Annotated in this window: 19 protein-coding genes and 1 riboswitch; of the genes, 7 read left to right on the forward strand and 12 right to left on the reverse strand. The window is 56.7% G+C overall.

What is annotated here, in order from left to right; translation table 11 throughout:
* Positions 1–9: 9 nt before the first annotated feature.
* From dhaL to QOT07_RS21815, 3 genes are read right to left on the reverse strand one after another with little or no spacing between them, the layout of a single operon-like run.
* Positions 10–642 carry a dihydroxyacetone kinase subunit DhaL gene (dhaL, locus tag QOT07_RS21805; RefSeq protein ID WP_085119270.1) on the reverse strand — a complete coding sequence of 211 codons (633 nt, stop codon included), beginning with the start codon at positions 640–642 and terminating at the stop codon, positions 10–12.
* Positions 643–651: 9 nt separating this feature from the next.
* Positions 652–1,722, reverse strand: coding sequence for a dihydroxyacetone kinase subunit DhaK (gene dhaK / locus QOT07_RS21810; protein WP_099063270.1), 1,071 nt, complete (start codon positions 1,720–1,722; stop codon positions 652–654).
* A gap of 52 nt (positions 1,723–1,774) precedes the next feature.
* On the reverse strand, positions 1,775–2,881 hold the full coding sequence (locus QOT07_RS21815; RefSeq protein WP_099063269.1) for a glycerol dehydrogenase: 1,107 nt from the start codon (positions 2,879–2,881) through the stop codon (positions 1,775–1,777).
* 353 nt (positions 2,882–3,234) lie between these two features.
* Between QOT07_RS21815 and QOT07_RS21820 the strand changes: the two genes are divergently transcribed.
* The 4 genes from QOT07_RS21820 to QOT07_RS21835 all read left to right on the forward strand — a co-directional run bounded on the left by QOT07_RS21820 (position 3,235) and on the right by QOT07_RS21835 (position 6,658).
* On the forward strand, positions 3,235–3,897 hold the full coding sequence (locus tag QOT07_RS21820) for a DUF1190 family protein (protein ID WP_099063268.1): 663 nt from the start codon (positions 3,235–3,237) through the stop codon (positions 3,895–3,897).
* Positions 3,898–3,900: 3 nt separating this feature from the next.
* A complete protein-coding gene (locus QOT07_RS21825; RefSeq protein WP_099063267.1) occupies positions 3,901–5,061 on the forward strand; it encodes a glutathionylspermidine synthase family protein in 1,161 nt (386 codons plus the stop codon).
* Between the two features lie 258 nt (positions 5,062–5,319).
* A complete protein-coding gene (locus tag QOT07_RS21830) occupies positions 5,320–5,883 on the forward strand; it encodes a glucose-6-phosphate isomerase family protein (protein WP_261428115.1) in 564 nt (187 codons plus the stop codon).
* Positions 5,876–6,658 carry a glucose-6-phosphate isomerase family protein gene (locus QOT07_RS21835; protein ID WP_207977412.1) on the forward strand — a complete coding sequence of 261 codons (783 nt, stop codon included), beginning with the start codon at positions 5,876–5,878 and terminating at the stop codon, positions 6,656–6,658. The genes QOT07_RS21830 and QOT07_RS21835 overlap by 8 nt, the downstream gene beginning before the upstream one ends.
* Before the next feature lie 48 nt (positions 6,659–6,706).
* Here the strand turns inward: QOT07_RS21835 and QOT07_RS21840 are convergent, their stop codons facing one another.
* From QOT07_RS21840 to QOT07_RS21860, 5 genes are read right to left on the reverse strand one after another with little or no spacing between them, the layout of a single operon-like run.
* Positions 6,707–7,528 carry a PTS system mannose/fructose/sorbose family transporter subunit IID gene (locus tag QOT07_RS21840; RefSeq protein ID WP_099063263.1) on the reverse strand — a complete coding sequence of 274 codons (822 nt, stop codon included), beginning with the start codon at positions 7,526–7,528 and terminating at the stop codon, positions 6,707–6,709.
* Complete coding sequence (locus tag QOT07_RS21845; RefSeq protein WP_085119282.1) at positions 7,528–8,328, reverse strand: PTS mannose/fructose/sorbose/N-acetylgalactosamine transporter subunit IIC; 801 nt, start codon at positions 8,326–8,328, stop codon at positions 7,528–7,530. The genes QOT07_RS21840 and QOT07_RS21845 overlap by 1 nt, the downstream gene beginning before the upstream one ends.
* Before the next feature lie 22 nt (positions 8,329–8,350).
* Entirely contained in the window at positions 8,351–8,845 is a 495-nt protein-coding gene (locus QOT07_RS21850) for a PTS sugar transporter subunit IIB (protein WP_283603918.1), read from the reverse strand.
* A gap of 9 nt (positions 8,846–8,854) precedes the next feature.
* Positions 8,855–9,283 carry a PTS sugar transporter subunit IIA gene (locus QOT07_RS21855; RefSeq protein ID WP_283603919.1) on the reverse strand — a complete coding sequence of 143 codons (429 nt, stop codon included), beginning with the start codon at positions 9,281–9,283 and terminating at the stop codon, positions 8,855–8,857.
* A 5-nt stretch (positions 9,284–9,288) separates the two neighbouring features.
* Entirely contained in the window at positions 9,289–11,058 is a 1,770-nt protein-coding gene (locus QOT07_RS21860; protein ID WP_099063260.1) for a class I mannose-6-phosphate isomerase, read from the reverse strand.
* A 214-nt stretch (positions 11,059–11,272) separates the two neighbouring features.
* On the opposite strand from QOT07_RS21860, the gene QOT07_RS21865 reads away from it, so the two are divergent.
* Positions 11,273–12,298 (forward strand): LacI family DNA-binding transcriptional regulator, encoded by a 1,026-nt coding sequence (locus QOT07_RS21865; protein ID WP_283603920.1) that lies wholly within the window; start codon positions 11,273–11,275, stop codon positions 12,296–12,298.
* Between the two features lie 15 nt (positions 12,299–12,313).
* Here the strand turns inward: QOT07_RS21865 and ygiD are convergent, their stop codons facing one another.
* Entirely contained in the window at positions 12,314–13,096 is a 783-nt protein-coding gene (gene ygiD, locus QOT07_RS21870; protein WP_129937273.1) for a 4,5-DOPA-extradiol-dioxygenase, read from the reverse strand.
* Positions 13,097–13,302: 206 nt separating this feature from the next.
* Between ygiD and zupT the strand changes: the two genes are divergently transcribed.
* A complete protein-coding gene (gene zupT / locus QOT07_RS21875; RefSeq protein ID WP_207977401.1) occupies positions 13,303–14,070 on the forward strand; it encodes a zinc transporter ZupT in 768 nt (255 codons plus the stop codon).
* Between the two features lie 66 nt (positions 14,071–14,136).
* Here zupT and ribB read toward each other — a convergent pair whose 3' ends face one another.
* Positions 14,137–14,790: a 3,4-dihydroxy-2-butanone-4-phosphate synthase gene (gene ribB / locus QOT07_RS21880; protein WP_099063256.1), complete on the reverse strand. Its 654-nt coding sequence runs from the start codon at positions 14,788–14,790 to the stop codon at positions 14,137–14,139.
* Positions 14,791–14,900: 110 nt separating this feature from the next.
* Positions 14,901–15,062, reverse strand: a riboswitch (FMN riboswitch).
* Between the two features lie 145 nt (positions 15,063–15,207).
* Between ribB and ubiK the strand changes: the two genes are divergently transcribed.
* Positions 15,208–15,486, forward strand: coding sequence for a ubiquinone biosynthesis accessory factor UbiK (gene ubiK, locus QOT07_RS21885; RefSeq protein ID WP_012146986.1), 279 nt, complete (start codon positions 15,208–15,210; stop codon positions 15,484–15,486).
* A gap of 29 nt (positions 15,487–15,515) precedes the next feature.
* Here the strand turns inward: ubiK and yjeH are convergent, their stop codons facing one another.
* The gene (yjeH, locus tag QOT07_RS21890) at positions 15,516–16,769 is read right to left on the reverse strand and encodes an L-methionine/branched-chain amino acid transporter (protein WP_099063255.1); all 1,254 of its coding nucleotides are present in this window, start codon (positions 16,767–16,769) and stop codon (positions 15,516–15,518) included.
* A gap of 25 nt (positions 16,770–16,794) precedes the next feature.
* On the reverse strand, positions 16,795–18,225 hold the full coding sequence (gene hldE / locus QOT07_RS21895) for a bifunctional D-glycero-beta-D-manno-heptose-7-phosphate kinase/D-glycero-beta-D-manno-heptose 1-phosphate adenylyltransferase HldE (protein ID WP_219017009.1): 1,431 nt from the start codon (positions 18,223–18,225) through the stop codon (positions 16,795–16,797).
* Between the last annotated feature and the right edge of the window lie 68 nt (positions 18,226–18,293).

The following is an 18,293-nucleotide window of genomic DNA, read 5'->3' on the forward strand; positions in this document are numbered from 1 at the left end:
CGCCTCCTGCTATTGGCCGGCGACCGCTGCCAGCGTTTTCATCATCAACATCACCGAAGTGGCACCCGGATCCTGATGACCGATGCTGCGTTCACCCAGGTAACTGGCCCGCCCTTTGCGTGCCTGCATGGTGATGGTGCTTTCAACCGCCTGCTCCGCCCGCTCACTGGCGCGCTGCAAGGCCTCTGCCACGCTTAACTGCTGCTGAGCCGACTGGCCGAGGCTTTCCACTACCGCCCACCAGGCATCGCACATGGTTTTATCACCCGGCTCCGCCTTACCGCGCATCACCACGCCTTCGACACCCTCCTGCATCATTTGGTGCAGCTCCGCCAGATCCAGGCTCTGTTTGGCGTTGGCCGACTGTGCGGCACGGATAAAGAAGGTGCCGAACAGCGGACCACTGGCTCCCCCCACGCTGGACAGCAGCGTCATGCCGGTGTTCTTCAGAATAAAACCGATGTCTTTGTCCGCCACCGAAGGCAGCTTTTCTACCACCTTGTTGAAGCCGCGGTTCATGTTCAGCCCGTGGTCGGAATCGCCGATCTCGGTATCCAGCCGGGTTAGAAAATCACGCTGCTGGGTAAACACCTCACCACAGCGCATCAGCCAGTCGACCACTTGTTGTTTGGTTAACGCCATGATTCCTCCTCAGCAGCCCCAACGCAGCGCAGGTGTTTTCACCGGCGCATCCCACAAGGACAACAGTTCGTCGTCCACTTTCAGCAGCGTGATCGAGACCCCTTGCATGTCCAGCGACGTGCAGTAAGAGCCCACCAGGCTACGCTCAACGATCATTCCCGCCTCGGCACAACGCTCCGCCAGCCGGTGGTAAACGCCATACAGCTCGGACAGCGGCGTCGCCCCCAGGTTGTTCACCAGTGCGATCACCCGGTCGCCACGCGTCAGCGGCTGTTTGGTCTGTACTTCATCGCGCCATTCGCCCTGCTGACGATCCCAGACGCGGACAGTGCGCTGGTAGTGACCATGGTCGATCAGGGTATGGAACATGTCGTCCACCGCCGCATTAAGGGTGGTGAACGGGCGTCGCGCAATGCCTGGCTCGCCGTGAATGCCGACGCCGAATTCCATCTCGTTTTCCGCCAGCACGAACGAAGGTTTACCGGCCGCCGGCACGGTACAGGCACCCAGTGCAATACCGATCGAATGCCCGTGATTATTGATACTGTGCCCCAGCGTCACAATGCTATCCAGGTCGTCGCCGCGCGCCGTTGCCGCACCGAGCAGTTTCTCCATCAGCACGGTATTGGCCACCCCGCGTCGCCCGGCGGTGAACAGGCTGTCTTTCACCGCCACATCATCGTCCACCAGCACCGTCGCCACCTGGGTACCGCTGTCGTGCAGCAGTTCGGTCGCGGTTTCAAAGTTCAAGATGTCGCCGGTGTAGTTTTTAATGATCAACAGCACCCCGGCACCGCCGTCGATCGCCTGGCCGCACTCGTACATTTTATCCGGCGTGGGCGAGGTGAAAATTTCCCCTGGGCAGGCACCGTCCAGCATGCCTTCGCCGACAAAACCGCAGTGCATCGGCTCGTGTCCGCTGCCGCCACCGGACAGGATCGCCACCTTGCCCGCGACCGGCGCATCGGCGCGCGTGACAAACACCGGCTCCTGATGCACCAACAACTCTGGGTGCGCCTCTGCCAACCCCAGCAGTTGCTCTTCCAGTACCGACTCAACTTTATTGATCAGTTTTTTCACGGTTATTTCCTCGTTTGGCCGACGGGACGCAGCCTGCTGCGCCCCTGCGGTATCAGCTTGAGTGTTGTTGCAGCCAGGCACTGCCCAGCCGATCTGCCGTCAAAATGGCCGCCTGTACGCTGGCAGGCGTGACCTCGAACGGCATGTTGTGGATGGTTTCACCGGCCGCGCAGCTGGCTTCGGCCACCGCCATGATTTTCGCTGCCGGATCGCCGCTCACACCCATTTGCGCCAGCGTGATTGGCAAGCCGAGACGCTGGCAGAAATCCAGCACCGTTTCGATCTGTTCCATGCTGCTGTTTTGCAGCACCAGCTGTGACAGCGTGCCAAACGCCACTTTCTCGCCGTGGTACAGGTGATGGCACTCTTCCAGTACGGTGAAACCATTGTGGATAGCGTGCGCGCCCGCCAGGCCACTGCTTTCAAAACCGATGCCGCTCAGATAAGTATTGGCCTCGATAATGCGCTCGACCGCCTCCGTCACCACCCCGGCCTCAACCGCCAGCTTGGCCTTCACGCCCTCCGCCAGCAGCGTTTCATAACACAACCGCGCCAGACTCAGCGCCGCCAGCGTCGATTTGCCGCCCGCCATGCTGGTCGCCTGAGCATCGAAACAGGCCTGTGCTTCAAAATAGGTCGAAAGCGCATCGCCCATCCCCGCCACCAGCAGTCGCACCGGTGCCTTGGCGATAATCGCGCTGTCCATCACCACCATGTCCGGGTTGCGCGGGTAGATAAGGTATTCGGCAAATTCGCCCTGTTCGGTGTAAATCACCGACAGCGCACTGGTGGGGGCATCGGTAGACGCAATGGTCGGGATCAGTACCACTGGCAGATGCTGGTAATGCGCGATGGCCTTGGCGGTGTCCAGCGTTTTACCGCCGCCGACACCAATCACACCGCGGCAACCATGAGCCTTCAGTTCCAGGCCCAGCCGGTCGATTTCCTTATGGCAGCATTCGCCGTTGAACACACAGGCGTGATGCTTCACCCCGTGCTGATGCAGGCTGCCCATCAGGGTATCGCCCGTCAGCTTCATCACGAAGTCGTCGGCAATCACAAAATAATGGTCGGCAAGGGCTTTAGCGTATTCGCCCACGGCGGCCAATGCGTTGGCGCCCTGGATGTACTTGCCTGGAGACTGGATGATTCTCAACATAACCGGATCCTTGTAGGGAAATTGGCGATGGTAACGTTCAGATATCAGGTGATAGATGCGTCGGTCTTGTGCCGTCGCGTTGTTATGAACTGACTATAGGGCTTGCCAGACGCTTTAGGTTCTTCGACTTTTTTGTTTCATTATGGAACGTTACTTTCGTCTAGATGTTCCAAAATGAAACTATGACGTGGCTTTTTTAGCCGGTAAAGCGAACTGGCGCACAACCTAACGTATAGCTGCGTAAAGAGTGGATTCTGTGGGCATTTCAGCTTTAATTTTGACCATCTTTCCCCTATCCTTACCGCCATTACTGGGAATGGGCGAATACAGCCCGACTGATGGGATGAATAACGATGAAACGGACAAAAAACATCAACCGAGAGACGTTCCGCAAATCCTGGCGCGACTACCGCGTTGCGCCCGTAGCTTTGGCGATCAGCGCAGTCTTTATGCTGGCCGGCTGCGAGAAGAGCGATGAAACGGTCTCTATGTATCAGAATGCCGACGACTGTTCGCGCACCAATCCTTCGATGAGCGAGCAGTGCACCACCGCCTATAACAACGCCCTGAAAGAAGCCGAAAAAACCGCGCCAAAATATGCCACCCGTGAAGACTGTGTCGCCGAGTTCGGTGAAGCGCAATGTACACAGGCATCAGCTCCGGCCCAGGCCGGCATGGCCGCTGAGTCACAGAGCAGTGGCAGCATGTGGATGCCGCTGATGGCAGGTTACATGATGGGCCGCATGATGGGCGGCTCCGGCTTTGCTCAGCAGCCGCTGTTCACCTCTAAAAACGCTGCCAGCCCGGCTAACGGCAAGTTCGTTGACGCTTCTGGCAAGAGCTACGGCCCGGCGACCGCCGGTGGCCGCACCATGACGGTGCCGAAAACCGCAATGGCACCTAAACCGGCCGTCACCAATACCGTCACCCGCGGCGGCTTTGGCGAATCCGTTGCCAAGCAGACCAGCATGCAGCGCAGCAGCGCAACCTCCAGCTCACGCAGCATGGGCGGTTAATGCATGAAACGCGTTGCGATTACCGAGCGCCCGGACTGGCGCGAAAAAGCCACCGAATTCGGCTTCCGCTTCCACACCATGTATGGCGAGCCGTACTGGTGTGAGGATGCCTATTACCAATTCACGCTGGCGCAGATTGAAGAAATTGAAAACGCTACCGCCGAATTGCACCAGATGTGCCTGCAGGTGGTAGAGAAAGTGGTCAGCAGCGATGCGCTGATGACCAAGTTCCGCATCCCGAAACACACCTGGGAGTTCGTGCGCAGCTCATGGCGCACCAGCCAGCCGTCACTGTATTCACGTCTTGATCTGGCCTACGACGGTATCAATCCGCCCAAGCTGCTGGAGAATAACGCCGATACCCCGACCTCGCTGTACGAAGCGGCCTTTTTCCAATGGCTGTGGCTGGAAGACCAGATCAACGCCGGCAATCTCAGCCCGGAGTCCGATCAGTACAACAGCCTGCAGGAAAAACTGATCGAGCGTTTCGCCGAGCTGAAAGCACAACACGGTTTCGGCCTGCTGCACCTGGCCTGTTGCCAGGACAGTGAGGAAGACCGCGGTACCGTGCAATACCTGCAGGACTGCGCGCTGGAAGCCGGAGTCCCAACAGAATTCCTGTTTATGGAAGAGATTGGTCTGGGCGAAAAGGGCCAGTTTACCGATCTGCAAAATCAGGTTATCGGTAATCTGTTCAAGCTATACCCGTGGGAATTCATGCTGCGCGAGATGTTTTCCACCAAGCTGGAAGATGCCGGCGTGCGCTGGCTGGAGCCAGCGTGGAAAAGCATTATCTCCAACAAGGCCCTGCTGCCGATGCTGTGGGAAATGTTCCCGGATCACCCGAATCTGCTGGCCTCTTACTTTGCAGAAGACGATCATCCGCAGCTCGATCACTACGTCACCAAGCCGCTGTTCTCACGTGAAGGCGCCAATATCCAGATCGTGCAGAACGGTCAGGAAGTCGCCCGCGTTGACGGCCCATACGGCGAAGAAGGCATGATCGTGCAGCAGTTCCACCCACTGCCACAGTTCGAAGGCAGCTATACGCTGATCGGCAGTTGGCTGGTCGACGATCAACCCTGCGGCATCGGCCTGCGCGAAGATCGCGAGCTGATCACCCAGGATCTGTCGCGTTTCTACCCGCACATCATCCTCGGCTAATGATTAAATCGGTTGATATCGCGCTCAAAGGGCTGACAAAGCCAGTTATTAGGGAGAGCGTGCCGAAGGGGTCATAGCGGCTTGCCCGCCGGAGCGCCCCTCGGTGCGCTAGGCCCGGGTATCTCGGGTTCAAAGACAACTTTTTCATAAAACTCAGCGCGATAATATCGCGTTGAGTTTTATGCTTTCCGGCTGGAGATTAATCGATTAACCTTTTATACTCGAAGCGTCTGTTCTCCTCGGGCGGAGCAACCAGATATGAAACTGACGTCCATTATTCCACCGCAGGTCGACCTGGCCGACGGATGCTTTACCGCACCTGATATTCAACGCAAATCTACGACCCTGGGCAGCCTGGCGGGGATCTTTGCCGATCCTGCAGCATGGCGAGCGATGCCGGCAGAACTTGCCGTCTATCAGGTCGAAATGCTGCCCTCCGAGCTACAGGAAGGTGAGCTGTTTGTGGGCACCACTCACCTGCAGCCTGGCCGGGTGGGTAACGAATTCTTTATGACCCGTGGGCATTTTCATCAGCGCCCCGAACAGGCTGAGTTCTATTTTGGCCTGCGTGGCCAGGGTTTGCTGCTACTGCAACACCGGGACGGGGCTTGTACGTTGGAACAGGTTGCCCCCGGCAGCGTTCACCATATCCCTTCGTTTACCGCTCACCGCCTGATTAACACCGGTACTGAGGTGCTGTCCGCCCTGGCGGTCTGGCCAACGGTGGCAGGGCACAACTACGACGCACTGCAACCACAGGGATTCAAACTGCGGGTCTTTGCCGATGGCAACGGTTGGAAAGCGGAGGCGCAATATGAGTGACTCGATGCTGCAATTTGGCCTTGATGTGCGCATTAGCGACAACCCGATGGGATTCGGCTATGGCGATGAGGTGATTGGGCCATTGCCGGAAATAAGAACGCTGGAACAAATCCGCCGCTCCTTACGCGATCCTGACTGCCATGGGCCGGAACAGGTTTATGCCATCGCTATGGACGTCGCCAAACAACAGCATTTGGCGGAATTGAAGAAGCGCATGTTGCTGTTCGGTATTGTCACCTATGCCAAGGGCCAGTTAGGTCAGGAGCCGGTACGCAGCCAGGGCCATGTGCACCGCATCAGCGTACACAGCGGCTGGTCACCGCCGGAGCTGTACGAGATCTGGCGAGGTAAGGCCATTATTTACATGCAAGAACGGGTTGAGCGTGAGCCGGGACGTTGCTTTGCCGTCCATGCCGGCCCCGGTGAAAAGGTATTGGTACCGCCAGGATGGGCTCACGCCACCATTTCCGCCGATCCCAACCAGCCGCTGACCTTCGCCGCCTGGTGCGATCGTGAATATGGCTTTGAATACGATGCAGTACGTGAATACAAAGGGCTGGCCTGGTACCCGTTATTGCAGGGCAACCATATTATTTGGCAACAGAATCCACGATATCAATCCGGCAGGCTGCACGCCATCGGACCACGCCAATACCACGAGTTCGGCCTGAGCGATGCCCCCTTATACTCACAGTTTGAGGCCGATCCAGCACGCTTTCAGTTCATTTCCAAACCGGGCAGCGTAGCGGAAAAATGGCAACGATTTGAGCCGTGAAAGAGAACGGGGCGAATATATTCGCCCCTACGTGTAACTCAGGATAGCTTAAGAGAATAAACCGCAGGCTACCCCTGCCGCCGCCAATACCAGCAGCCCGAGCATCGCTTTCACCGGTGAAAGCCCGCGCTTGGCCATCAGGTACCAGGTCGCCAGCACCACGATCAACGGCATCAGGTTAGGGAAAATGCCGTCCAGCATTTGCTGCAGGTGAATATTTACCCCGTCTTTGGTGACAAACTCCAGACCTGTCCCCAGTTTGACGTAGCTCGCCGCGACGCCGCCCATGACGAATACCCCCAGCAGGGAAAGTGCTTCCCGCAGGCGTGAGGATTTGCTGCTGACCAGCATCTCCACCGAGCCGGAGCCCATGTTGTAGCCTTTCATAAACAGCCAGTAAGACCCCGGAATGACGATCAGGCTGAAGGCGATGATGTAAAACAGCGGGCCAATCACACTGCCACCGGCCGCCAGTGCCATGCCGATACTCAGCAAAATCGGGATCAGCATGCCCGGAACCATCGAGTCGCCAATACCGGCCACCGGTCCCATCAGCCCCACCTTGAGCGTGTTGATGGTTTCCCCGTCGATCGGCTCGCCATTGGCGCGTTTTTCTTCCAGCCCTATCACCATGCCGTTCACAATCGCGCCCAGCTGCGGCTCGGTATTGTAAAACGAGGTATGGCGGCGAATGGCCTCAATACGCTGCTGCTTGTCCTGATACAGCTTTTTCAATGCCGGCATCATACTCAGGCAGAAACCGTAAGACTCCAGGCGTTCAAAGCTCATCGATGACAGGTTGTACATCATCCAACTGCGCCAGCAACGACGCAGATCCTGCTTAGTCAATTTTGGTGTTGGCGTATCCATCAGAATTCATCCTCATCATCAGCCTGAGGCGCGGCCTGTGCGGCGGCCACCTGCGGCTCTGGCTTATAGTTGTAGTGAATCAGTGCCAGCAGCGCGCCGACAATCACCAGCGCCACCATATTCAGCTTGAGGAAAACAATGCAGATAAACCCTACCAGGAAGTAAATCAGCATGCTGTAGCTTTTAATAATCTGTTTAAGAAGGATGGCGATACCGACCGCGGGCAGAATACCGCCCACCACGTTCATGGTGGTCAACACCAGCGCCGGCAGGCTGTCCATAAAGGCGTTGATGTAGCGCGCCCCGAAAAACACCGCGATAAACGTCGGAATAAAACGCAGCAGGAAGTTGGTGACCTGCGGCCAGATGGCGCTATTGAGGTAAATTCCCCGTTCATCACCGCGCTCCACCGCCAGATCCGCACGGTGATTCCAGTAAGAATTGAGCACCATCATGGCGTTGAACAACACGGTCCCCATGATGCCGATAGTCGCCGCCAGTGCGACCGCCACCTCGGTTCCTTTCCCGGAAAGAATACCCAGCGCAATCGCCGGGAACGCCACAAAGTTGAGATCGGCCGGCATCGATCCACCCGGTGTGACCATGGCGATATACACCGCCTGGACCGCAACACCGATGATGATACCGGTCTGTACATCGCCGAGAATAGCCCCCACCAGCATGCCGGAGACCAACGGACGGCTGAGAATATACCAGCCTCCGGTCAGTCCCAGCAGCCAGGGGCTGCTCAGCGCGCCGAGATAGCAAAGTATCCCGATAAGCGTCGCTTCAAACCACATAGTTAACTCCTGCCGTTCAGGCTTATTTGAGTTTCTTTTTTGCGTCCAGCCAACTGAAATGGCTGGCATCAGGGACTAAACGAAATTCGATGGCATGTCCGTGTTCAGTAAGAAAATCGAAGGCCTCTGCCTCTACCGCGCTCACTGATTGATTCGGGCCAATGGTCACCGTGTCCTTGCGGGCAGACATCGGCCCAACGTTGATTTTCTTGTTACGATTACCGAGATCGATCCCTGCCTCTATCAACCTGCGCAGCGTGACCGGTGATTTGCCAATCACAAAGTACTGCTTGTCGCTGGCGATCACCTTCGGCAGCTTTTCTATCGCCTGCTGCACGGTAAACAACCATACCCTGGTGTCTTGCACCGCCCCCTTCATCACCGATGACAGCAGTGGATCCGCCGCTACCTCATTATCGATCGCCACAATGCCGTCGCAGGGCAATTCCTTCGCCCAACGGGTCACCAGTTGACCGTGAATAACCCGGTCGTCGATACGAACAAATGAAATGGCCATATTCTCTCCTCAGAAATCGTCTGGTTGTGCCGTTACCGCTGGACGAGCAAGGGAAATCGCCTCAGCCCCCAGCGCTACCAGCTCCTGTGCCGCCTGTTGAACATCCTTTCCCTCCAGTAATTCGGCACTCATTAACAACATCGGAAAATTCACGCCGGTCACCACGGCCATCGGCACCGGGCTTTGGGGATCAAATGCGTGGCGGCAGGCCACGTTATAGGGCGTGCCACACAGCATGTCGCACAGCACCAGCACACCGTCGGCCCCTGCGCTTACCCGCTGCAATTTATCGGCAAAATCCTGTTTAAAGGCTTCAATACCCGCCCCTTCGCTCAGGGCCACATGGCTGGTTCCTGGCAGTTCACCGTAAACCATACCTGCGCTGCTCATCAGCGCCTCGGCCAACGGGCCATGGGAGGTCACTATCACTTTCAACATAATGCTTATCCCCTTACCCAGGCTTTAATGGTGCCCAGAGTTTTGCCCAGGCTGCGACCATGGGGGCTGATACGGTACGGCCCCACGGCGGCCGGTACGATAAAGGTTTCGGCGTAATGCACCACGAAGGGCGCGAAATGGCCTTCAGGGCTTTCAACTACCGCCTCTTCCCCTTCGACCAGATTCAGCACGTTCACCCGGCCTTCGGTATGGTGCAGCACCGGTTCACTAAACCAGTGACGCCGAGTTTCGATAAATTCCCGCTCGTGCAAACCGGTTCGCTCCTCCTGCCAGCCAGCACCTTCGGCAACTTGCTCAATGCGGTTCACCAAATGCTCCGTTGCCCAGGTGGTGTCGCACTGCCAGTTGATCACCTGCTCACCATGCTGCAGATGCACCGGGCGCGGTTGTCCATCTAATCCCAGACGACCCCAGTCCCACAGCTTGAAGGTGAAAATGTACGGCGTAGCGCTGATCTCCAGCACCATGGCGCCCGAGCCGGAACAATGCACCGTCCCCGCCGGGATCAGAAAATGGTCGTGTTTACGCGCCGGGAAACGATTCACGAAACGTTGATCATCGAAGGCTTTTTCACCTCTTTGCGCGGCGGCCAGATCGGCCATCATCGCCTGCGGTTCGGTGCCGTTTTTCACCCCCAGGTACACTTCGGAACCCGGCTCTGCCGCCAGGATGTAATAGCTTTCGTCCTGGGTGTAATGCATACCGAAATGCTGTTGGATATATTCCGTCAGCGGGTGCACCTGGAAGCTGAGATTTTGCCCGCCGACGGTATCCAGCAGATCAAAACGGATCGGGAATTCGGCGCCGAAGCGGGCATGCACCCGCTCACCCAGTAAGGGGTGGGGATATAACAGCACCAAATCCTGTGAGGGGATCTCGACCCGGACGTCACCAAAACGCATTAGCAGGCTGTTTTCCTCGGGCACGCAGTCAAAACACCATGCATAGTTGGCTGCCGTCGGGTCGAGATCGAACTGTTGTTTCATCCACTGGCCACCCCAAACGCCGGGGTCAAAAAACGGCACCACGCGGAATGGGCGTTGGGTTGCCTGCTGCAATCCGGCATGGAAAGCCGTACCGGTCACCAGCTTCGGTTGGCCGGCCTGGTTGGTGTCCAACACAAAATCTGCACGCTGTAGCAGTGGGGTTTTATGACGATCGAAGACTCGCCATTCCACGAAGAATGCACGCTTGTAGCGGCGCAGCACATCCTCGTCCACATTGGCCGCGCCCCAGTTGCCCAGTTCGCCGCGGCGAAAACGCTGCTGGATTTCCCAGCGGGCCATATCGGCATACACCAATACATCGGCTTCGGCGATCAGCGCCGCGCCCGGTCCATAAACCACCACCAGCCCACTGTCGACGCGCGCAATTTGATCGCGCAACTGCTGGACGCGCTCAGCATCAAAAAACTCGGGCATTTCATGGCACGACAACACGCCAAAAACACGGTCATCGGTTAAATTGCGCTCAATCATCGCGTGGATGTGCGGTTCATCGTATTTGGCCGATTCAGCATTGATGCTACTGGCCGGCTGCAGAGGCTTAATAAGATTCTCGATTAGCTCTGCCAGACTCACCCCATGGTAGCAATCCACTACCAACAGGGTTTTACGCAACCCGAGGGCGGCAATTTTGTGGCTGACGGCCTCGGTCACTGCCTGCCAGCCTTGCCAGGCGGCATTATCAAACCCCTGCACCGCCACTTCCGGATACTTGTCATAGCTGGTTGATTTATGCTGTTGCTCTGTCATATTCTTCTGCCTATGAACTGGATACATAGAAAAAGATTAATCGATTAACCTTCTGACAAACAGGCTGGTTAACGGGATTAACCTCTTAAAATCGATAATAACCCCATAAAAAACCGAACCTTCGTGACATGAATCACGATTTATTGACGGAATTTTACGAAATAAGGTTAATCGTTATACCTTACTATGACCGTCGGCATCGACAGGAGATAAAATGAGCACGATAACTTTGGCGGACGTCGCCGCACACGCAAAAGTCTCCACCGCCACGGTATCGATGGTATTGCGCAACCGTGGCCGCATATCGGACGCCACCCGTAAGCGGGTACTGAGTGCCATTGATGAACTGGGCTATGTCTACAACCAGACCGCCGCTAACCTGCGCAATCGCAGCAGCAACCAGGTCGGCCTGTTACTGCACGACATCACCAATCCGTTTTATGCGGAGATGACCGCCGGACTGAGCCAGGAAATGGAGCGTCACCAGTTGATGCTGTTTCTGGCCAACAGCGAAGAGTCTGCCGACAGGCAGCAAAAATTTGTCGACTCCCTGCTACAGAACAATACCAGCGGCATGGTGCTGTGCGCCGCCCGGCAAACTCCCACTCTGTTTTTTGAAACGCTGAAGCGCCGCAAGATACCGGCCATTATGGTGGTTCGGCCGGTGGCCGATGCGCATTTTGACTTCGTCGGCACCGACAACTTCCTGGGCACCCAATTGGCGACTCAGCATCTGCTGGATCTTGGCCATCGCCATATCGCCTTTATCGGCGGCTCCATCAGCTCCACCACGCGCGCACAGCGACTGGGAGGCTACACCAGCAAGCTGCTGGAACACGGGATTATGGTTAAAGGGGAATGGATTGTGGACAGCGAGGCCAGCCAGAGTTCCGGTGCCAAGGCAGCAGAACAGTTACTAAGAGCCCACCCGGAAATCACTGCAGCCCTGTGCTATCAGGACATCGTCGCGTTGGGGGTAATGCAGACATTGCGCAAACTCGACCGTCAGATTGGCAGAGATTTTGCGTTAATTGGTTTTGATGATATTACCGAAGCCTCGCTGGTACAGCCGGGTTTGACCACCGTGTCGGTGGCCTCGCGCGAGATTGGCCGTAAAGCCGGGGAACTGTTGTATAGCCGTATTCAGGGCAATGATGAGCCGCCAAAACGTATCATCCTGCCGCCTTCTCTGGTGATCCGCGAATCCTGCGGTTTTGCAAATAAATCCACGCCAGCCTGAGCTGGCGTGAACGTTCTAGCCGATCTGTACTGACAGCATGCTCAATGAGCTCATCTCAATGCCATCCACCGGCACGGTTATCGCCTCCTCACCGTCCCAGCCGCCGAGCACGTACAGCAGTGGCAGGTAGTGCTCCGGCGTCGGGTTCGACAGCGCCGCGCCCTCATGCTGCATAAAGTTCACCAGCGGGTGGTTATTGCCTTGATAATTCAGGTTATCCCGCACGAACTTATCAAACGACGTTGCCCATGGATAAGGGGTGGCGTCACCCTGCCATTTCACCATCCGCAGGTTATGCACCACGTTACCGCTGGCAACGATCATGATCCCCTGATCGCGCAGCTCCGCCAGCTTGCGGCCCAGGTCATAGTGATATTCCGCCGGTTGGGTACCGTCGATACTGAGCTGTACGACCGGAATGTCCGCCTCGGGATACATTTTGATCAAAACGCCCCAGGTGCCGTGATCCAGCCCCCACTCACTGACGTCGGCCTTGACGTTGATCGGCGCCAGCACCTGCTGGATCTGCGCTGCCAGTTCAGGTGAACCGGGTGCCGGATACTGGGTATCAAACAGCGCCTGTGGGAACCCTCCAAAGTCATGGATGGTTTTCGGTTTTTCCATCGCGGTAACCGCAGTGCCACGGGTATACCAGTGAGCGGAAACGGCAACGATAGCCTTCGGACGTGGCAAGGTTTCACCCAACGTACGCCATGCCTGGGTGTAGCGGTTTTCTTCCAGCGCGTTCATCGGACTACCGTGGCCGAGAAAAAGTGCTGGCATACGAGAGGTGTTCATACAGGATCCTTGGTTGGTCGCAATACATTATGTGAACCAGATTACGCCGTTTACCGCGCTAAAACAGCCGGATAACCATGATGATGATCTTCAATAAATTTGAATGGTTAAAACAATGGAAGCAATCAGCCAAATCCACTCGATTTATGCCTTTACTCTGTTAGTATCAGAAAATAAACAATAATTTCAGCATATAGGAGAGAGTTATGTCCGTACCACTGCTCCTGACCCTGCTGGCCGGCGGCGCCACCTTTGTCGGTGCCCTGTTCGGCATTATCGGCCAGAAGCCCTCCAATCGAATGCTGGCATTTGCTCTCGGCTTTGCCGCCGGGATTATGCTGTTGATATCATTAATGGAAATGCTGCCAGCGGCGCTGCACACCCAGGGCATGTCACCCATGCTGGGCTACGGCATGTTCATGCTCGGCCTGCTGGGTTATTTTGCGCTGGATCGGATGCTGCCACACCAGCATCCACAAGATTTACTGCAGAAGCCGCTCCAGCCGCACAACCTGAAACGTACCGCCGTGCTGTTAACGCTGGGCATCAGCCTGCACAACTTCCCGGAGGGCATTGCTACCTATGTCACTGCCAGTGCCGATCTTGAACTGGGGATGGGCATCGCGCTGGCCGTCGCCATCCACAATATCCCTGAAGGTCTGGCGGTTGCCGGGCCGGTATATGCGGCGACCGGCTCAAAGACCAAGGCACTGCTGTGGTCGGGAATTTCCGGTATGGCGGAAATCCTCGGCGGCGTGCTGGCATTTCTGCTGCTCGGCCCGATGATATCACCGGTGGTGATGGCGTCGATTATGGCGGCAGTCGCCGGCATTATGGTGGCGCTATCGGTCGATGAACTGATGCCGTTGGCGAAAGAAATTGATCCGAATAATAACCCGAGCTACGGGGTATTGTGCGGAATGGCGGTGATGGGATTCAGCCTGACGCTGTTACAAAGTGGCGGCATCGGTTAACCGTTTTTCAGCGACAAAAAAAGCCGCGTATGCGGCTTTTTTCATGTTCAGAAAATCAGTCTGATATCAGCTGGCTTTCTGCTCCTGCGCCTGACGGTAAGCCACCAGATCTTCGATGGTCAGCACGTGCATGTCATGCTGTTTGGCGAACAGGATCACTTCTGGCGCATGCGCCATGCTGCCGTCATCGTTGGTCAGTTCACACAGCACGCCGGCAGGTTTGAAACCGGCCATTGATACCAAATCGATCGTCGCTTCGGTATGGCCACGACGGCTCAGCACGCCACCCGGCTGCGCACGCAGTGGGAACACGTGGCCAGGGCGGTTCAAATCGCTCGGCTTGGCGTTATCGGCAATTGCCGCACGAATGGTGGTCAGACGATCGGATGCGGAAACACCGGTCGTCACCCCCTGCGCCGCTTCGATAGTCACGGTGAAGGCGGTCTGGAACTGGCTGGAGTTGTGAGTCACCATCATCGGCAGCTCAAGCTGCTGACGGCGTTCTTCGGTGAGACACAGGCACACAATACCGCTACCGTGGCGAATGGTCAGCGCCATCTGCTCAACGGTCATGGTTTCTGCGGCGAAGATCATATCACCTTCGTTTTCACGATTTTCATCATCGAGCACCATCACACCGCGCCCACTGCGCAATGCTTCAAGAGCGCGTTCTACGCGTTCTACTGGCGTGCCGAAATCTGAAAGTAGGGTCTGATTCATGGTAAAAAACCTCATTAGAAAATTATGGATTACCAGAACCAGGGCGATCTTGAGGAGTAGCTAGCAATAGCTAAAAAAATAACGCAAGCGGGCGCAAACCCGGCAGATACCGTTACTCTCTCCCATCCGGACTATAACCGTCGGCCCCGGAATTACACCGGATCTGCTGACCTCTAACCAAACTGCAAGAAACTGGCTGAGCGCTCGCGGGCTTTCACCGTAAAAGGTGATTTACCGCCGGTGGGGACTTGCACCCCGCCCTGAGAATAAGCTTCTCGACTATAACGCTAATGATTAATCAGGGCAATTGGCAAAAGCACAATTCGGCCAGTGCCATGGAATGCGGTTAATAGTTTATCCGGCGAGCAACTCGCATTACACTAGGCGACAGCTAATAAACTCTGAAAGGGAAACGCCATGATTGACCCGAAAAAAATTGAACAGATCGCACGTCAGGTGCATGAGTCCATGCCTAAAGGTGTGCGTGAATTCGGGGAAGACGTTGAGAAGAAAATCCGTCAGGTGTTGCAGTCACAGCTCACCCGCCTGGATTTGGTCAACCGCGAAGAGTTCGACGTGCAGACCCAGGTGCTGCTGCGCACCCGCGAAAAACTGGCATTGCTGGAACAGCGTATGAGTGAGCTGGAAAGCAAGCTGAACGCCACGCCTGCTGCGCAACAGCCAGACGCCGAATAAGTTACCGTTAAGGGCGCGGCACCGCGCCCTTATTGCGGTTTGAACGCCGCCTGCGGCTTAAGCCGCAACACCAGCCAAATCAGCGCGAACATTGCCAGCGCATACAGACTTTTCCAGCCAATAATTACCATCAGCAACACACACAGCACCAGTCCTGTCGCCGCCATTAACCGCGAACGTCCGTGCAAAATTCGGCAACCCGCCAGCATGCACAGCAGGTAGATCAACACGAAGATGCCATTGGCATACACCAGCAGCGTATCCAGCGGTAGCTTCAGCGTATAAATCAGCAAAGTGAACAGCAAGCAACTCCCCACCACCGCGCTTAATGCATTGACCGGGGCCTGTCCGGCAGACAGCTTGGCCAGCGCGCTGGACGGACGATCCTGCGCCTGCGACCACACCAGCCGGGCGAAGCTTTGAGTATAGATATTCACGCTGGCGAAGCAGGCCAGATAGCCAATAATGCAGGCTACCCACAGCGCATGCTGACCAAACAGCTGCACCACGATACCCGGCAACGAAGCTGCCGCCGCCTGATGCTCACCGTAGGCATGGAAATGCAGCACCGCTACGGTACAGCCCCAGTACACTGCCCCGGCGACCAACATGCCAAACAACAGCGCACGCGGGAAATCGCGTTCAGGGTTACGGAACTCGGTCGCCAGATGGGCAAACGCCTCCAACCCCACAAAGCACCAGAACATCACTGCCAATGCGTGGAACAGATTGGGCGGGGAGATTTCGTCGATGGCCGGCCAGGGAATTTGAGTCAGTGAGATGTCGCCTCGCCACCAGATAGCGGCCACCAGCGCCACCACCAGAATAGCGATTAGCGTTTGAATATTGGCGCTGGAACCTGCGCTGCGCGTGCCTAAAAACCAAATCACCACCAGCGTGGCGATCTGCACCAACAGCAGGCCATTGGCGCTCCAGCCGAAAGTGGCCTGCCAAAAACCGGCGGCAATCTGCAACGCAGCGGGTAGCCCAACCGGGATCACCGACAAAAACAGCCAGCCGGTCACTTTCGCCATGCGCGGGCCAAAGGCCAGCCCGACAAAGTGTGCTGCGCCAGCGGCGCTGGGGAAGTGACGGCCTAAAGCGGCAAAGGCGATGGCGATAGGGAAGACCAGGATAATCAGCACCGGCCAGGCCCACAGGCTATCGCCCTGCGCCACCTGTGCTGCCAGGGCCGGAACGGCAAACACCCCGGTGCCCAGCAGTGAAGTGGACAATAGCCCAACGCCCTGCGCCAAACTCAGCTCTTGCTTCAGTCCACTCACTGCCCACCGCCGTTTTCAGCAAGCGTTAACCACGCCCGTCTTTGATTGCCTTGATGATGTTGGTGGTCGACAAACCGTCTTCAAAGTTCAGCACTTTGACGTCACCGCCGTTAGCCCACACCTCGGAACTACCGGCGATGTCTTCAGGCTTGTAATCACCGCCTTTCACCAGCAGATCCGGCAGGATATCGGCGATCAGGCGCTGTGGCGTGTCTTCTTCAAACGGCACTACCCAGTCCACCGCTTCCAGCGCACCCAGCACGATCATGCGGTTTTCCAACGCGTTGACCGGACGGGTTTCGCCTTTCAGACGTTTAGTGGAAGCATCGCTGTTCACCGCCACAATCAGGCGATCGCCCAGCTTGCGGGCATTGGCCAGATAAGAGACGTGACCGGCATGCAGAATGTCGAAGATGCCGTTGGTCATCACCACTTTTTCACCGCGCTGACGTGCTTGCGCCACAGCGGTTTTCAACTGGGCTTCGGTCATCACGCCAAAGCCGGTTTCGGCCCGACCGCGTACTGCGTTTTCCAGCTCGATCGGTGAAACGGTCGAGGTGCCCAGCTTGCCCACCACCACACCGGCGGCGGCATTGGCCAGGAAACAGGACTCTTCCAGCGTGTTACCGGCAGCCAGTGCCGCGGCCAACACGCCGATAACCGTATCGCCGGCACCGGTAACGTCGAACACTTCCTGCGCCAGAGTTGGCAGATGCAGTGGCGCAATGCCCGGCTGCAGCAGCGTCATGCCGTGTTCGGAACGGGTAACCAACAGAGCAGAAAGCTCAAAGTCCGCGACCAACTTCATGCCGCGTTCAACCAGTTCGGCTTCGTCTTTACAGTGGCCTACCACCGCTTCGAATTCGGACAGGTTTGGCGTCAGCAGCGTTGCGCCGCGATAACGCTCGAAATCCGATCCTTTAGGATCGATCAGCACCGGTACCTTGGCAGCCCGTGCCAGTTGGATCATGCTCTGTACCTGGCTCAGTGCGCCTTTGGCGTAGTCGGACAGCACCAGCGCGCCAATCTGTGGCAGCGCCTGTTGAATGCGCTCCAGTAACGGCTGTGGATCGACGTTAGAGAAGCCTTCTTCGAAATCGAGACGGATCAACTGCTGATTACGCGACAGCACGCGCAGCTTGGTGATAGTCGGATGCGTAGGCACCGAGACAAAATCACAGCGCACGTTCACTTCGTTCAGTTTGGCGCTCAGCGCCCGCGCGGCATCATCAATACCGGTCAGGCCCACCAGGCGTGAGTTAGCGCCCAGCGAAGCAATGTTCATCGCCACATTAGCCGCACCGCCAGGACGCTCTTCAATGGTTTCAACCTTGACCACCGGCACCGGCGCTTCCGGTGAAATGCGGCTGGTCGGCCCATACCAATAGCGATCCAACATGACGTCACCCACCACCAATACCCCGGCGCGGCGAAAATCAGGCAGTGTAACTTTCATCCGATAACTCCAAAAAAGTACAAAATTTTAGTGGCGCAGATATTACCACAGACGTCTGTAATAGCTGC

Source organism: Serratia proteamaculans (assembly GCF_949794035.1).
GTDB lineage: Bacteria > Pseudomonadota > Gammaproteobacteria > Enterobacterales > Enterobacteriaceae > Serratia > Serratia proteamaculans.

Bases quoted from the DNA above. Each gene is read 5' to 3' on its own strand.
- ribB (WP_099063256.1), bottom strand. From the start codon at position 14,790: ATGAATCAGACCCTACTTTCAGATTTCGGCACGCCAGTAGAACGCGTA.
- ubiK (WP_012146986.1), top strand. From the start codon at position 15,208: ATGATTGACCCGAAAAAAATTGAACAGATCGCACGTCAGGTGCATGAG.
- QOT07_RS21860 (WP_099063260.1), bottom strand. From the start codon at position 11,058: ATGACAGAGCAACAGCATAAATCAACCAGCTATGACAAGTATCCGGAA.
- QOT07_RS21830 (WP_261428115.1), top strand. From the start codon at position 5,320: ATGAAACTGACGTCCATTATTCCACCGCAGGTCGACCTGGCCGACGGA.
- QOT07_RS21850 (WP_283603918.1), bottom strand. From the start codon at position 8,845: ATGGCCATTTCATTTGTTCGTATCGACGACCGGGTTATTCACGGTCAA.
- dhaL (WP_085119270.1), bottom strand. From the start codon at position 642: ATGGCGTTAACCAAACAACAAGTGGTCGACTGGCTGATGCGCTGTGGT.
- zupT (WP_207977401.1), top strand. From the start codon at position 13,303: ATGTCCGTACCACTGCTCCTGACCCTGCTGGCCGGCGGCGCCACCTTT.
- QOT07_RS21835 (WP_207977412.1), top strand. From the start codon at position 5,876: ATGAGTGACTCGATGCTGCAATTTGGCCTTGATGTGCGCATTAGCGAC.
- QOT07_RS21825 (WP_099063267.1), top strand. From the start codon at position 3,901: ATGAAACGCGTTGCGATTACCGAGCGCCCGGACTGGCGCGAAAAAGCC.
- QOT07_RS21865 (WP_283603920.1), top strand. From the start codon at position 11,273: ATGAGCACGATAACTTTGGCGGACGTCGCCGCACACGCAAAAGTCTCC.
- QOT07_RS21815 (WP_099063269.1), bottom strand. From the start codon at position 2,881: ATGTTGAGAATCATCCAGTCTCCAGGCAAGTACATCCAGGGCGCCAAC.
- hldE (WP_219017009.1), bottom strand. From the start codon at position 18,225: ATGAAAGTTACACTGCCTGATTTTCGCCGCGCCGGGGTATTGGTGGTG.
- ygiD (WP_129937273.1), bottom strand. From the start codon at position 13,096: ATGAACACCTCTCGTATGCCAGCACTTTTTCTCGGCCACGGTAGTCCG.
- QOT07_RS21820 (WP_099063268.1), top strand. From the start codon at position 3,235: ATGAAACGGACAAAAAACATCAACCGAGAGACGTTCCGCAAATCCTGG.
- QOT07_RS21840 (WP_099063263.1), bottom strand. From the start codon at position 7,528: ATGGATACGCCAACACCAAAATTGACTAAGCAGGATCTGCGTCGTTGC.
- QOT07_RS21845 (WP_085119282.1), bottom strand. From the start codon at position 8,328: ATGTGGTTTGAAGCGACGCTTATCGGGATACTTTGCTATCTCGGCGCG.
- QOT07_RS21855 (WP_283603919.1), bottom strand. From the start codon at position 9,283: ATGTTGAAAGTGATAGTGACCTCCCATGGCCCGTTGGCCGAGGCGCTG.